Genomic DNA, 13,278 nt, shown 5'->3' on the forward strand with positions numbered 1-13,278 from the left:
AAAAATACACAGCAATGGTATAAATAAAACCTTTAATAACCATTAAAAGTATGGCTGAAAAGGGCAAAATGGTCATTAAAAAAGGGGATTTTAGGGTCTAAAAGTGGGTTATTGGGCTTGAAAAATTATGAGCCGGCGACCAATCTAGAAAGGCAAAATGGTGCAAAATGCAGGTCCTATTCTTAAAAATAGACATAACAAAAGACGTGAAAGGTTAGAAATAGTGCCAATTTTCCCACTTTATAACCTATATTTTCGCTAGAACGGAGCGGAAATCAGAGCGATATTGTAAAATAAAAGATAACAATTTAAGTATTTGAGTTGATGAGTTTTTGAGTTTATAAGTTTTTGAGTTTTTTCAACGAATGAACTTATTAACTCAAAAGCTCATGAACTTATAAACTCATGAACTCATAAACTCAAAAACTTATAAACTCAAAAACTTATAAACTAACTTATAACCTCACAACCTCAACTTCCCATCATAAAGTCTTTGGCCAGTCCTCCTTCGCTTGTTTCCTTATAAAGCGAAGGAATATCGTGGCCTGTTTGTTTCATAACCTCAACCACACGGTCGAACGAAACGCGGTGTCTGCCGTCTGAAAAAGCCGAGTATAGGTTCGAATCCAATGCTCGTGTGGCTGCAAAGGCGTTTCGTTCGATGCAAGGTATCTGCACCAAACCGCACACGGGGTCGCAAGTCATGCCCAAATGGTGTTCCAAACCCATTTCCGCAGCATATTCTATCTGTGCAGGACTGCCGCCAAATAGCTGACACGATGCCGCAGAAGCCATTGCACAAGCCACGCCCACTTCGCCTTGGCAACCTACATCGGCACCAGAGATAGAGGCATTCTTTTTAACAACGTTGCCAAAAAGACCTGCCGTGGCCAAAGCATGTAGAATACGCGTCTCAGAGAAGTTGTGCCCCCGTGACAAATGGTAAAGAACGGCAGGCAAAACGCCACTAGCACCACAAGTGGGCGCAGTTACGATGGTTCCACCCGACGCATTCTCTTCGCTCACTGCTAAGGCATAGGCATAAACCAAGCCGCGTGTTTGCAATGTTTGCTTATACCCGCTGGCCTTTACGTAATAGGTAGCCGCCTTACGTGGCAAGCCCAACGGACCAGGCAGCACGCCCTCGCGATTAAGTCCGCGTTCAACGGCTGCTTGCATAACGATCCACACCTCGTGAAGATAATCCCAGATGTCGGCCGTTTCGCATTGTTCCACATATTCCCAATAACTTCTGCCGCTTTTCTCGCACCATCGCATAATGTCCGTTAGCGTATTCATGTCGTATATGTCCTTCGTGTCGAACAAGTCGCCCTCTTTCTTTCCCTCAGAGAGCGCACCTCCGCCAATACTATACACCGTCCACTCGTCAACGGGGTTTCCTTTGGCATCTTTTGCAACGAACTTCATGCCGTTAGGATGGAAGGGCAAGAACACCGAAGGTTGCCAAACAAGTTCAACAGGCGCAGTGGGTTCAAGCGTTTCAACGATTATGGCGTCGGTCATGTGGCCTTTACCCGTTGCAGCCAAGCTACCATAAAGGGTAACTTCAAAGCTAGCCGCTTGCGGATTGCGTTCTTTAAATATCTGTGATGCTTTTTGTGGTCCCATCGTATGGCTACTCGAAGGGCCTTTGCCTATCCTAAACAATTCTTTTAATGATCTCATTTCTGTTGATAATGTTTTTGAAGGGGTAAAAGAGTAGGTTCTTTATAATTCTATTTATACTTATAAAACTGGAATGAGGAAAGGGTTCCGATTTGGTTACTGCTCAAATTCCCCGAACCTCCTTGATTTGCTATTGTTCCGAACAACTCTTGTTATCCATGCAAAGATAATAAAAAGGTGCTGTCTAGCCAAAGAAAGCATTTGTTTTTTTTGTTTGTTGCAAACTCTTTATACAGCTTGGTCGGCCTTTAATTGTCTTATTGAAAGGTTGTGCTTGTCTGCAAGAATGGAGTGTGGGCAGTTCGCCATTTGTAAAGGATAGTGGATATTTTTGTGCAATTACTTAAGGGCATTCCACTCAAAGGGATTTTTTAGAACCAGCCTTTAAGGTCTGCTCCTTTTTTAGTAACTTTGCACAATATATACTTATGTGGCGCAAAAACATGAACAATAAAAACAAAGGGCAAGACTACGACCGCTATGACGTGACCGAAGAAAGCACGCTGCTAGATTGGCTGCTGCGCAATGTCAAAGGTAAAAGCCGAAACAAGCTGAAAGACATTCTGCGTGGACATGGCGTGTGTGTAAACGGCAAGTGCGTTACGCAGTTCGACTATCAGCTTGTACCTGGTATGAAGGTAACAGTGAGCCGAACAAAAAAAGCGGTTCCGTTTAAGAGCCGCTATATCAAGATTGTGTACGAAGACCGCTACCTCATTGTTGTGGACAAGAGTGTGGGCGTGCTGTCTATGGCGGCCGGACACTCGTCGTTGAATGTTAAAGCCATACTCGACACTTACTTTGAAAACAGCGGTCAGAAGTGTCGCGCACATGTGGTGCATCGGCTCGACCGCGAAACAAGCGGCCTGTTGGTTTACGCCAAGGACATGGAAACCGAGCAAATATTGGAACACAATTGGCACGACATGGTGTACGACCGCCGCTATGTGGCCGTGGTGTCGGGCGAGATTGTAGACGAAGGTGGAACAATCAGCAGCTGGTTGAAAGACAACAGTTCGTATATAACCTACTCTTCGCCCGTGGATAATGGCGGGAAGTATGCCGTTACCCACTTTCATGTGCTGAAACGTACGACAACCCACTCGTTGGTTGAATATAAACTAGAAACAGGACGTAAGAATCAAATACGCGTACATTCGGCAGACATCGGTCATCCCGTATGTGGCGACCTTAAATATGGCAATGGCGACAATCCCATTGGCCGCTTATGCCTGCACGCTTACATGCTATGTTTCTATCATCCCGCAACACGCGAACGGATGGAATTTAACACACCCATACCCCAAACCTTTAAACAATTATTCAAATAAACTTATGTCGAGCTTATCTTATTTTATCTTTGTGCTTGTGGCCATCATCATAGGCGTGGTGGTTATCAAGAAAGTTACAGGTTGCCTAATACGCTTTGTAGTAGTGTCGGTGCTGCTAGCGGTATTGGCCTACTTGTATTTCACATATTTCAGCGCATAACGGCGATGCCCTTAGTGGGCACGCGTTGCCTTAAACTATACCGATATTTCGCCAGCGATGCTCTTGTGCATCAGCTTTCTTACCATTCCATTGTCGCGATACATGCCTTGCAGAAACATCAGTTTGGCCAAGGCTGCCTCAACGGTGCTGTCGTAACCCGTCACAACACCTGCGTTTTTCAATTGAAAACCCGTGTCGTAGCGTTCCATTTCAACACTTCCGGCAATACATTGGCTGATGTTCACCACCACCACACCGCGGTTGGCGGCCTCTTTTAGCAGTTTCATCAACCAGGGATGTTGCGGAGCGTTACCGCTACCGTAACTTCTCATCACGATACTACGAAGTTCGGGGGCCTCTATCATGTGGCGAACGATGTTTTCTTGTATGCCGGGGAATATAGACAATATCGTAAGGTTTGAGTCGAGTGCGGTATGCGGCACCATTGGTTTCTCGTAGTTGGGCTTTAATATTTCGTGTTGGTGAAAGTTAAAGTTGATGCCCGCATCGCAAAGCGAAGGATAATTAAACGATTCGAAGGCATTAAAACCCTCGGCATTTTGTTTGGTCGAACGATTACCGCGCAAAAGCTTTCCACTGAAATAGATACATACCTCTGGTACCATCGGAGTGCCGTCTTCGTGGTGCGAGGCCGCCAGGTCGATGCTTGTAACAAGGTTTTCTTTGCCGTCGGTGCGCAATTGGCCAATGGGCAATTGACTGCCTGTTAGTACAACAGGCTTGGTAAGGTTCTCCAACATGAAAGATAAGGCCGATGCCGTGTAGGCCATTGTGTCCGTTCCGTGCAAAATCACAAAGCCGTCGTAACGGTCGTAGTTGTCGGCAATGATGCCCACAAGGTGCGCCCACAGCCGCGGAGACATGTCGCTTGAATCGATGGGCGAGGCAAACTGATACACCTCAATACCCGTTTTAAGGTATTTAAATTCAGGTAGATTGTCTACCAAGCAGTTAAAGTCGAGCGGTTCGAGGGCACCCGTGGCAGGATTTTTGCCCATTCCGATGGTTCCACCCGTGTAGATAAGCAGCACCTTGTTGGTTCTTTGATATGTGAAACTTGCCATAACGACAATTTTTTAAACTTAATTTTTGCTGCAAATTTACGTCAAATCTTTCGTAAATCAAAAAATAAACGTATATTTGCGTTGCGTAAACAGAAGGTCTAGAACACCTTGTTTTGGGCATTGTGTTATCCGTTTGCAGCAACTAGCCTGCAAAGTGTAGCCGAAAGGCTGCTTGTGCCTGTCGGTTTTGCAGTAATCAACACGACAAAGAAACTTATCTATAATGCTATATATAGACGAAAATATTCTTCTTGAGACCGATTTTGCCCAAGAACTCTATCGCAAACATGCGCAGCGAGTGGCGGTGATAGACTATCACAGCCACATTTCGCCGCATGATGTGGCCGTAAACCGCACCTTCGACACCATCACTAGCATCTGGATGGAAAACAATCCGTACGTCTGGAGAGCCATGAGGGCAAATGGCGTGGAAGAGAAATACTGCACGGGAACGGAGGTCGACGATTGGCAACGCTTTGAAAAGTGGGCACAAACCATGCCTTACCTCATGCGCAGTCCGCTATATCTGTGGTCGCACTTGGCCTTGAAGTCGGTCTTTGGAATTAACGAGCCACTGAATGCGCAGTCGGCTCGCCGCATATTCGATGCTTGCAACGAGCAGTTGCAAGGCGGAGAACTTAGCGCGCGGTCGCTGTTACGCCGCTTTCGCATAGCTTGCGTTTGCACCATCGACGACCCAATAGACACCCTTGACCACCATCGGAAACTGAAACGTGAGGGATGTGACATGCAGATGTTACCCACTTGGCGACCCGACAAGGCCATGAACATCGAGAAGAAAGAGTTTCGCGGCTACGTAAAGCAGTTGGGCGAGGCGGCAAACATAGAAATTTCTACCTTTGAGAGCATGATGGATGCCTTGCAAAGACGGCACGATTTCTTTGCGCAAAACGGCTGTTGTATGGCCGACCACCAACTGGAAGAGTTTTACGACGAGGAATATACCGACTCGCAAATAGAGATAATCTTTGAAAAGGCCATGCGCGGACAAGACCTTTCGCGTGGAGAAGTGCGCCAATACAAGCACTGTTTTTTGAAACGTACGGCCGAAATGAACCAAGAAAGCAATTGGACGCAACAATATCATTATGGTATTCTGCTCGACAACAATTCGCTTTTGTACGACACTCTGGGGCAAGGCGTGGGTGCCGACTCGATCGGCGAACCCTACACCGCGCATGCCATGAGCCATTTCCTTGACGATTTGCACACGCGCGGCAAGCTAACTCGCACCATATTAACCTGTATGAACCCCGCCGACAACGACATGCTATGCTCTATGACGGGCAATTTTCAAGAGGCTGGCATACCAGGAAAGCTGCAATTCGGCATGGGATGGTGGTCTAACGCCCAGCCGGGAGACATCAACGAACAGATAAACGCCCTCTCGCGTTTCGGTCTTTTGGGACGTTCCATTGGTGTTTCTACGGGGTCGCGTTCGTTGCTCTCGCTTGTTCGGCACGAGTATTTCAGGCGTTTGCTTTGCAACCTCTTGGGCAACGATGTGGCAAAGGGGCTTCTTCCTGCCGACATCGACTCGTTGGGCACGCTGGTCGAAGACGTTTGCTATAACAACGCACACCGCTTTTTCGGGTTCTAAGAGGCTTAATGGTTTGAAGGAAAAGCTTGCTACACGGGCGATGCAGGTTTATAAGCCCGCTAAATCCGTATTACGCAAGCAACCAGCTTGTAACAATGAAACAGCCCCACAAGTTCAGAAACTCAAAAGAACAACAAGCCCAACTAGCTAATTAACTTCATTCATGTCTATTGCTGACATATATTTAATAACTTAATTTTAAATGACTAACAACATGAACAGAACATTTAAAACACTAGTGGCGCTGCTCCTAACCGCACTTTGTTTTGTGCAATGCAGCCAAACCGACAACAAAAGCCTGCGCATAAAAGGTAAGCTAGAAGGCGTAAAAGACTCGCTGCTATTCTCGATTATGGCTATCGAAAACGGCGATCCCGTTGCTCACGACACCATTATAAGTACCAAAGGTGGCGAGTTCGACTTCACCATGCACCTAGATAGTGCAGCAGTGATGACAGTTAGCGATAAGGCTAACGACAAATACGACACGCTTGCAGGGTTCTACTGCGTGGCCGTACCTGGCGAAGAAATGGTTTTAAAAGGCGACATCAATAAAGGATGGAGCTTTGGTGGCAGCAAGTTCTATCGCGAACTTAACGAGGTGGAACAAGCCGTACAGCCAATCAACTTGGAGATAAGGGACTTTACTGCGGAATGGAACAAGCTAGTGGCGGCTGGAAAGATAAACGATGACGTGGAGAAGAAGTTCTCAGACCGCGAAGAGGCTTTGTATAAGAAACTAGAAACCGCCTGTTTGGCATTTGCCAAGGCACATCCCGACATGGAGGCTGCGGTTAGTTTGCTTAACTATTTGAACGTGGAGAGTTCGGAAAAGCTCGTTAAGTTGCTTGATCCCAAGGTGCTTAACGGACGTATGAAGGCTTATGTTAACCCACGAATTAACCAACCCGACATAGAACCGTTGTCGATTCCCGAATAAAGAGAGCCTTTTAAGTAAATAAAACAAAAATATATTGCGGCCATATCCCATTTGTTCAGCATGTGGGGTGGCCGCAACAACTCGCGGCCGAGCCATAGTTTGGTTATGTATATCAGGCTGCTATAAGATTGTATCAGTGAATAAATGAAGATGAGAAAAGTGTTAATGCTGTTGGTTTTCTTCGCCTTGTGTCTTGCTGCAAGAGCTCAGAAAACCGACAAAGGCAATTTTGTGACCAAGGTAAATGCAATACCCAAAGGCTATAATTTTTGGGTTTACACGCCCACTGAGTACGAAGTGGACCAGCATCCCTTGCCATTGGTAATCTTTCTGCATGGTGCCAGCCTATGTGGAAACAACTTGCAACGCGTTCGTCGCTATGGAGTGCTTGACGCAATAGACCGTGGAAAGATTATCCCTACACTTGTTGTGGCACCTCAAAACCCAGGGGGAGCATGGAGTCCGCAGAAAATTAACGACCTTTTGGAATGGACCAAAGCCCACTATAAGGTAGACACCACGCGTGTCTATGTGCTGGGTATGAGCTTGGGGGGCTACGGAACGATGGACTTTGTGGACGCATACCCAGAGAAAATTGCCGCAGCCATGGCTCTTTGTGGGGGCTGTTCGCGCAACGATGTCAGCGGAATTGGCCACGTTCCGATGTGGATAATGCACGGAACTGCCGACAGAGCGGTACCTATGAAACAGTCGGAAGTGGTGGTAAACAAGCTTAAAGCCCAAGGCAACGACAAACTTTTACGTTACGATTGGATTCAAGGCGGCTCGCATGGGTTGCTGGCACGATTGTTCTACCTACAAAAAACCTACGATTGGCTCTTTTCGCATTCGCTACGCGACAATCCCCGAACGATAGACATGCACTTCGAAATAACTCGTGCAGACATCAACCAGACCTATCAAGAACTAAAAAGATTGCCTTCGTGGTATGATAACGACTGATTTTGTAGCTAAAAATCAAGGGGTTTTATCCTTTAAACAACGAACAGCAACGCACGTATGCACCAGTACAAGCGGCATTGTACCGATACATTGCTCGCAACTGGATGGCAGATGTATTTCTAAAAACCAATTCTTTTACTATCAAAGGCGAAAGCACCTTTTAGCACTTTTCACCCTTATATCACTTTAAGGTAGCCTTTTTCACTCCTTCCCTTTAACCACGTTCTTCCTTATTTTCACAAGATACTCCTTCATTCCGTCGGCATCTTTCCTGTCGATGATGTCGAGCAGATTGTTTAATTCGTCGCGGATGTGGCCCACTTGCTCCGCGGTATAAGGGTTGAAAAGAATCTCGCGCAACAGAAAGTCGTCCTCACCCAATACGCCACGCGCAATGTTAAGATGGCGTTTGAAAGTTGTTCCGGGTGCATCTTGCGGTTTCATCACCGCTGCAAACACAAAAGTACTAACAAAGGGGATGCTTAAAGAATAGGCCACAGTGCGGTCGTGCTGTTCAAACGTGTACTCATGAATGTTCAATCCCAGCCTACTGTACAAGTCGCGAAAGAAGATACGCCCCATATAGTCGCCCTCGCTGATGATAATAGCGTTCTCATCGCTCAGCTGATTGAGGTTGGCGAAGGTTGGTCCAAACATCGGGTGCGACGAAACAAAGGGATGATTACAACCATCGTAATACTCGTGCAGGCCCGTTTTAACCGATGCGATGTCGCTCACGATGCACTGCTGGGGCAGAAACGGCATCACCGACTCAAACGCTGCGATGGTATATTTCATCGTTACAGCGTTGATAAGCAACTGCGGTTCAAACTGTTTCACCTCTTCCAACGAAGTGAAACGCGCGCAATTATATGTAAATCTCATCCTGCGCGGCTCTTGATCGTAAACGGCAACCTCGTGTTCAAAGCTCAACAAGTCGGTAAAAAAGCTTCCCATCTTGCCTGCGCCCAGTATTAATATCTTCATCTTTCTACTTGTTTATAATCTCTATCTGTTGTCTAACCGACTCTTCGTGCACACTTTCGAACACCGTTGCCACAAATTCGGGACTCATACCACACAACGCACCTTGCGCACCACGTTTCTCTAATATTTCATTATAGCGGCTAGCCTGAAACACAGTCATGTTATGTTCCTTCTTATACTGTCCAATCTGCCTGCAAACACGCATGCGCTTGGCCAGCAGTTCCATCAATTGGTTGTCTAAGTCGTCAATTTGTTGGCGCAATTGGATAATTCCCTCCTGCATCTGACTTTTGTCGCGCACGATAAGTAGCGACAAAATATAGTCTAACACATCAGGAGTAACCTGCTGTTTGGCATCGCTCCATGCCTTGTCGGGGTTGCAGTGACTTTCCACAATCAGTCCATCAAAGCCCAAATCCATAGCTTGTTGACACAGCGGAGCCACCAAATCCCGCCTTCCACCGATGTGACTTGGGTCGCAGATGATGGGCAACGCGGGTATTCTACGGCGCAGTTCTAGTGGAATTTGCCACATGGGCGAGTTGCGATACATCTTGTTGTCGTAACTTGAAAAGCCGCGATGTATGGCGGCCAACCGCTTAATACCTGCCTGATTGATACGTTCCATACCGCCAATCCACAGTTCCAAATCGGGGTTCACTGGGTTTTTAACCAGCACAGGCATATCCATTCCGCGCAAGCTATCGGCCAAAGCCTGCATCGCAAAAGGGTTAGCAGACGTGCGTGCGCCAATCCACAGAATGTCAACTCCATGTTTAAGGCACAGTTCCACGTGTTCGGGTGTGGCCACTTCGGTGGCAATGAGCATGCCCGTTTCCTCCTTTACACGTTTTAGCCACGGCAAAGCAGCCTCACCATTGCCTTCAAACCCACCCGGCTTTGTGCGTGGTTTCCATGCGCCTGCCCTAAAAATATGGCATCCTTTCTGTGCCAAAGCATTGGCAGCCTGCATTACTTGCTCTTCGGTTTCGGCCGAACAGGGTCCAGCCATCACGATGGGGCGTTCGTTGTCACTAGGTAAGTTAAGGGGTAATAAGTCTAGTTCCATATCTTTTTCCTATTTTATCGTTGTTATTTGGGGTTGATGGGTCTATGAGTTGTTGAGTTCGCAAGTTGTTTGGCCTTTAAAGTTGTCTTGAATTTATTCGTTCTTTGGCTTATCCTCAATGGTTCGTGTGATAGAACTAGAAAGCTCGGAACTTAAAACTCATGAACTCATGAACTTAAAACTCATTAACTCATGAACTCATCAACTTAAAAACTCAATTTACTTGTTGCCGATAATCCGCTGCAACGCCTCTTCCATTTGCTCTTCTTTCGCGCACAGCGAAATGCGTACATAACGCTTGCCGTTGCTACCAAAGATAAATCCTGGGGCAACAAACACGCCGTGCTGGTGAAGTAGTTGCTCGGTAAGCTGTTCAGCATCGGTCATGTCTTCGGGTATTCGTCCCCAAAGAAACAACCCCGTTTGTTGTGGGTCGAAAGTACAACGCAAGGCCTTCATTATCTTCTCGGCAATGGTTCTTCGGTGCAAGTAAACCTCCTTATTATATATGGTGTGCCACCTCGCATCGTTTCCTGTCAGTGCCTCGGCAGCTGCAAGTTGAATGCCGCGAAACGTTCCGCTGTCTATGTTGCTTTTCACCTTAAGAATCCATTGCACCCATGTGGCGTTGCTAACACACATTCCCACGCGCCACCCTGGCATGTTGTGGCTCTTGCTAAGCGAGTTTAGTTCGATGCAGCAGTCTTTCGCGCCGTCTACTTGCAATATGGACATCGGTTTGCTGTTCAAGATAAGCGAGTAAGGATTGTCGTTCACCACCACGATGTTGTGCTTTCGGGCGAAGTCAACCAGCCTTTCGTAAGTCTTCATCATGGGCTTTCCACCGGTAGGCATGTGCGGATAATTGGTCCATAACAACTTAACACGACTTAAATCCATACTTTCCAACTCGTCGAAGTCGGGTTGCCATTGGTTTTCTTCGCGCAGATTATAGTTCAGAACCTCCACGCCAAGCAACTTACTGAGCGAAGTATAGGTGGGATAACCAGGATTAGGCACCAACACTTGGTCGCCTACATTGGCAAAAGCCAGAGTAACATGCAATATGCCCTCCTTACTCCCGATAAGCGGCAGCACCTCGTTTTGTGGGTCAACCTCCACACCATACCATCTACCATAATATGCAGCCATAGCTTTAAGCAATTCGGGCGTACCCTTTGTGGGTTGATATCCGTGTGCATCTTCTCGTTGCGCCACCTCACATAGTCGGGCGATGGTATTGGCAGAAGGAGGCAAGTCGGGCGAGCCAATAGCCAAACTAATAATGTCGTTTCCCTTGGCCACCAGCTGTGCCACCTCTTTCAGCTTACGGCTAAAATAGTATTCTTGCACCATGTCGAGCCTTTGTGCAGGCTTTATGTCAAGCGTTTTATTGTTTCCCATCTTCATATTCTCCTAAAATTTTAAGCCTTTTGGTAAGCGGAACAATGGCATCTATACTTTGGTGATAACGCGTTACGTTGTCGAACGTAACGTCAACATAGAACAAATACTCCCATTCGTGGCCGATAACGGGCAACGATTGTATTTTGGTGAGGTTGATGTTATAGAACGAAAGGATGGTTAGCACCTTCGACAAGCTGCCCTCTTCGTGCGGGAGCGAGAACACCAGGCTGGCTTTATTGGCATGTTCCCAGGGTCGAAGACTGCCTGCACGTTGCGGATGGCACACCACAAGAAAACGCGTAAAGTTGTGCTTATTGTCTTCAATGTGGTCTTCAAGTACTTTCAATCCATACAATTTGGCTGCCGAGGCATTACAGATAGCAGCCCAACCGCGCTGTTTTGTTCGTGCAATAAGTTCGGCCGAACCTGCTGTGTCTTCCGCCTCCACTGCTTTAAGCTTGGGATGTCGTGCCAAAAACTCCCTACATTGCATCAAAGCCACGGGGTGCGAATGCACTTCGCTCAGCGAATGCCAATCGTCTTCGGGCAGACAACAAATGGAATGCTCGATGTGCAGCTTATGTTCGCCCACGATGGTGGTGCCCGATGCGCGTAACAACTCGTAGTTATGCAGCAACGAGCCTGCAATGGTGTTCTCGATAGCCACCATTCCAATGACCGTTGGGTCGTTGGCAATCTGCTTAAACACCTCTTCAAAGGTGTTACAATATATGCCTTGCACCTGTTCAGTGGCGAAATATTGGTGTGCGGCGATGTCGTGGAACGAGCCAGCGATGCCCTGTATGGCGATTCTCTTCATATCTGTTACAATAAAAAAACATCCCGCCTCAATTGATTGAAGCGGGATGTGACTGTTATTATCTACTTGCTATATTCTTGTTAATGTTGGCACGCATCTTCCCGCTTTACATTTTGCCTGTAAAGTAAAAGTAAAAGAAGTATGCGTTAAAGCTCAACATATTGCCTTATTTCATTGTTTATTTCTGCAAAAGTATTACTTTAATTCTTATTTACCAAGAAAATCATCACTTTTTTAGTGCCGTCTAGCGTTTTTTATTTACCTTTAAGACTGGCTTTCACTATCATCCATCTCATTGTTAGCCATGCTGCCAGATATTATCTCCCCTATTTCCTTATGCTAATAACCACTTCAAATTATACTAATAATTCTTTCGGACATCTCTTTTTTAATAGGCCAACTTGCCAACTCACACTCCCCCACAAGCCTATGAAGTAACAAACCCATGAACTCATAAACAGATAAACCCATCATCTTTTCCAACAACGAAGTCGTCTTGACTTTTAATCTTTCTACAGATTGAGAGGAGTTTATGCCTTTGTGCTGTTAAACCAAGATAAACGCCCCGCTCATGTACGGAGTGTGGGACAAAGATATGATGAAGTTTGAAATTCTGCCCCATTCGCATGTGGCAAAGCAGAGCTATGTCTCAAAAAGGTAACCTGGTGGGAGTTATTCCAATACATTCTTTACAAGTTGAAAGCATCTTTACAGTGGCACATAGTGAGGAAAAAGTAAAGAGCAATTCTTTATGTTTCTTATGTTCTTATGTCAACATGGCGTATTTATGCCAAAACACGAAAGATAAACGTTTTCGTTAAGCCAAATGAACAGTGTCGAGCTTGCCCGGACATTGTCATGGCGAGAAAACACACTTTTAGAGAAACGAGAAAAGAACGATTAACTCATTCACCTATCCACTCGTTAACTTGTCCATTCGTCCACTCGTCAACTGGTTAACTCGTCAACTTGTTCACTCGTCAACTTGTTCACCAATCCACTCGTTAACTCGCCAGCCATTGTAATCTTTTCAACGATTTTTTTAACACTATGAGTGCCTTTTTATCCACCAATCGCTCACCTTGCCGCAAAAAATCGATTCTCGCGAAGGTCGGTTTTGATGCAAAAAGGGATTAGCTTGTGAATGCAACAAAATGAATATTTATTTTAAGAAACCGCCATTTGCACCACATTTGGGGCTATTTGCGG

General features: G+C 46.2%; 11 protein-coding genes. 5 read left to right on the plus strand and 6 right to left on the minus strand.

Going from position 1 to position 13,278, the window contains the following annotated elements; genetic code table 11:
• Positions 1–471: 471 nt before the first annotated feature.
• Positions 472–1,686: an L-serine ammonia-lyase gene (locus HMPREF2955_RS05185; RefSeq protein WP_070721594.1), complete on the minus strand. Its 1,215-nt coding sequence runs from the start codon at positions 1,684–1,686 to the stop codon at positions 472–474.
• A 428-nt stretch (positions 1,687–2,114) separates the two neighbouring features.
• Between HMPREF2955_RS05185 and HMPREF2955_RS05190 the strand changes: the two genes are divergently transcribed.
• Positions 2,115–3,017 carry an RluA family pseudouridine synthase gene (locus HMPREF2955_RS05190; protein ID WP_009229991.1) on the plus strand — a complete coding sequence of 301 codons (903 nt, stop codon included), beginning with the start codon at positions 2,115–2,117 and terminating at the stop codon, positions 3,015–3,017.
• Between the two features lie 4 nt (positions 3,018–3,021).
• The gene (locus tag HMPREF2955_RS16165) at positions 3,022–3,177 is read left to right on the plus strand and encodes a hypothetical protein (RefSeq protein ID WP_009229992.1); all 156 of its coding nucleotides are present in this window, start codon (positions 3,022–3,024) and stop codon (positions 3,175–3,177) included.
• 35 nt (positions 3,178–3,212) lie between these two features.
• Here HMPREF2955_RS16165 and HMPREF2955_RS05195 read toward each other — a convergent pair whose 3' ends face one another.
• A complete protein-coding gene (locus tag HMPREF2955_RS05195) occupies positions 3,213–4,262 on the minus strand; it encodes a type I asparaginase (RefSeq protein WP_070721596.1) in 1,050 nt (349 codons plus the stop codon).
• Between the two features lie 223 nt (positions 4,263–4,485).
• Between HMPREF2955_RS05195 and uxaC the strand changes: the two genes are divergently transcribed.
• From uxaC to HMPREF2955_RS05210, 3 genes are all read left to right on the plus strand, one after another.
• Entirely contained in the window at positions 4,486–5,883 is a 1,398-nt protein-coding gene (uxaC, locus tag HMPREF2955_RS05200) for a glucuronate isomerase (protein ID WP_070721598.1), read from the plus strand.
• A gap of 214 nt (positions 5,884–6,097) precedes the next feature.
• Positions 6,098–6,823: a hypothetical protein gene (locus HMPREF2955_RS05205; RefSeq protein ID WP_070721625.1), complete on the plus strand. Its 726-nt coding sequence runs from the start codon at positions 6,098–6,100 to the stop codon at positions 6,821–6,823.
• A gap of 144 nt (positions 6,824–6,967) precedes the next feature.
• Complete coding sequence (locus HMPREF2955_RS05210; RefSeq protein WP_070721600.1) at positions 6,968–7,786, plus strand: carboxylesterase family protein; 819 nt, start codon at positions 6,968–6,970, stop codon at positions 7,784–7,786.
• Between the two features lie 201 nt (positions 7,787–7,987).
• On the opposite strand, the gene HMPREF2955_RS05215 is transcribed toward HMPREF2955_RS05210, so the two are convergent.
• The 4 genes from HMPREF2955_RS05215 to HMPREF2955_RS05230 all read right to left on the minus strand — a co-directional run bounded on the left by HMPREF2955_RS05215 (position 7,988) and on the right by HMPREF2955_RS05230 (position 12,069).
• A complete protein-coding gene (locus HMPREF2955_RS05215) occupies positions 7,988–8,773 on the minus strand; it encodes a prephenate dehydrogenase/arogenate dehydrogenase family protein (protein ID WP_070721603.1) in 786 nt (261 codons plus the stop codon).
• 4 nt (positions 8,774–8,777) lie between these two features.
• Positions 8,778–9,842 (minus strand): bifunctional 3-deoxy-7-phosphoheptulonate synthase/chorismate mutase type II, encoded by a 1,065-nt coding sequence (locus HMPREF2955_RS05220; protein WP_070721606.1) that lies wholly within the window; start codon positions 9,840–9,842, stop codon positions 8,778–8,780.
• Between the two features lie 219 nt (positions 9,843–10,061).
• Entirely contained in the window at positions 10,062–11,252 is a 1,191-nt protein-coding gene (locus HMPREF2955_RS05225; RefSeq protein ID WP_070721608.1) for a pyridoxal phosphate-dependent aminotransferase, read from the minus strand.
• Positions 11,233–12,069 carry a prephenate dehydratase gene (locus tag HMPREF2955_RS05230; protein WP_070721611.1) on the minus strand — a complete coding sequence of 279 codons (837 nt, stop codon included), beginning with the start codon at positions 12,067–12,069 and terminating at the stop codon, positions 11,233–11,235. The genes HMPREF2955_RS05225 and HMPREF2955_RS05230 overlap by 20 nt, the downstream gene beginning before the upstream one ends.
• Between the last annotated feature and the right edge of the window lie 1,209 nt (positions 12,070–13,278).

Source organism: Prevotella sp. HMSC073D09 (genome assembly GCF_001814145.1).
Lineage (GTDB): Bacteria > Bacteroidota > Bacteroidia > Bacteroidales > Bacteroidaceae > Prevotella > Prevotella conceptionensis.

Excerpts from the sequence above, each read along its gene's own strand:
- HMPREF2955_RS05185 (WP_070721594.1), bottom strand. The coding sequence starts at position 1,686 with ATGAGATCATTAAAAGAATTGTTTAGGATAGGCAAAGGCCCTTCGAGT.
- HMPREF2955_RS05190 (WP_009229991.1), top strand. The coding sequence starts at position 2,115 with ATGTGGCGCAAAAACATGAACAATAAAAACAAAGGGCAAGACTACGAC.
- HMPREF2955_RS16165 (WP_009229992.1), top strand. The coding sequence starts at position 3,022 with ATGTCGAGCTTATCTTATTTTATCTTTGTGCTTGTGGCCATCATCATA.
- HMPREF2955_RS05195 (WP_070721596.1), bottom strand. The coding sequence starts at position 4,262 with ATGGCAAGTTTCACATATCAAAGAACCAACAAGGTGCTGCTTATCTAC.
- uxaC (WP_070721598.1), top strand. The coding sequence starts at position 4,486 with ATGCTATATATAGACGAAAATATTCTTCTTGAGACCGATTTTGCCCAA.
- HMPREF2955_RS05205 (WP_070721625.1), top strand. The coding sequence starts at position 6,098 with ATGAACAGAACATTTAAAACACTAGTGGCGCTGCTCCTAACCGCACTT.
- HMPREF2955_RS05210 (WP_070721600.1), top strand. The coding sequence starts at position 6,968 with ATGAAGATGAGAAAAGTGTTAATGCTGTTGGTTTTCTTCGCCTTGTGT.
- HMPREF2955_RS05215 (WP_070721603.1), bottom strand. The coding sequence starts at position 8,773 with ATGAAGATATTAATACTGGGCGCAGGCAAGATGGGAAGCTTTTTTACC.
- HMPREF2955_RS05220 (WP_070721606.1), bottom strand. The coding sequence starts at position 9,842 with ATGGAACTAGACTTATTACCCCTTAACTTACCTAGTGACAACGAACGC.
- HMPREF2955_RS05225 (WP_070721608.1), bottom strand. The coding sequence starts at position 11,252 with ATGAAGATGGGAAACAATAAAACGCTTGACATAAAGCCTGCACAAAGG.
- HMPREF2955_RS05230 (WP_070721611.1), bottom strand. The coding sequence starts at position 12,069 with ATGAAGAGAATCGCCATACAGGGCATCGCTGGCTCGTTCCACGACATC.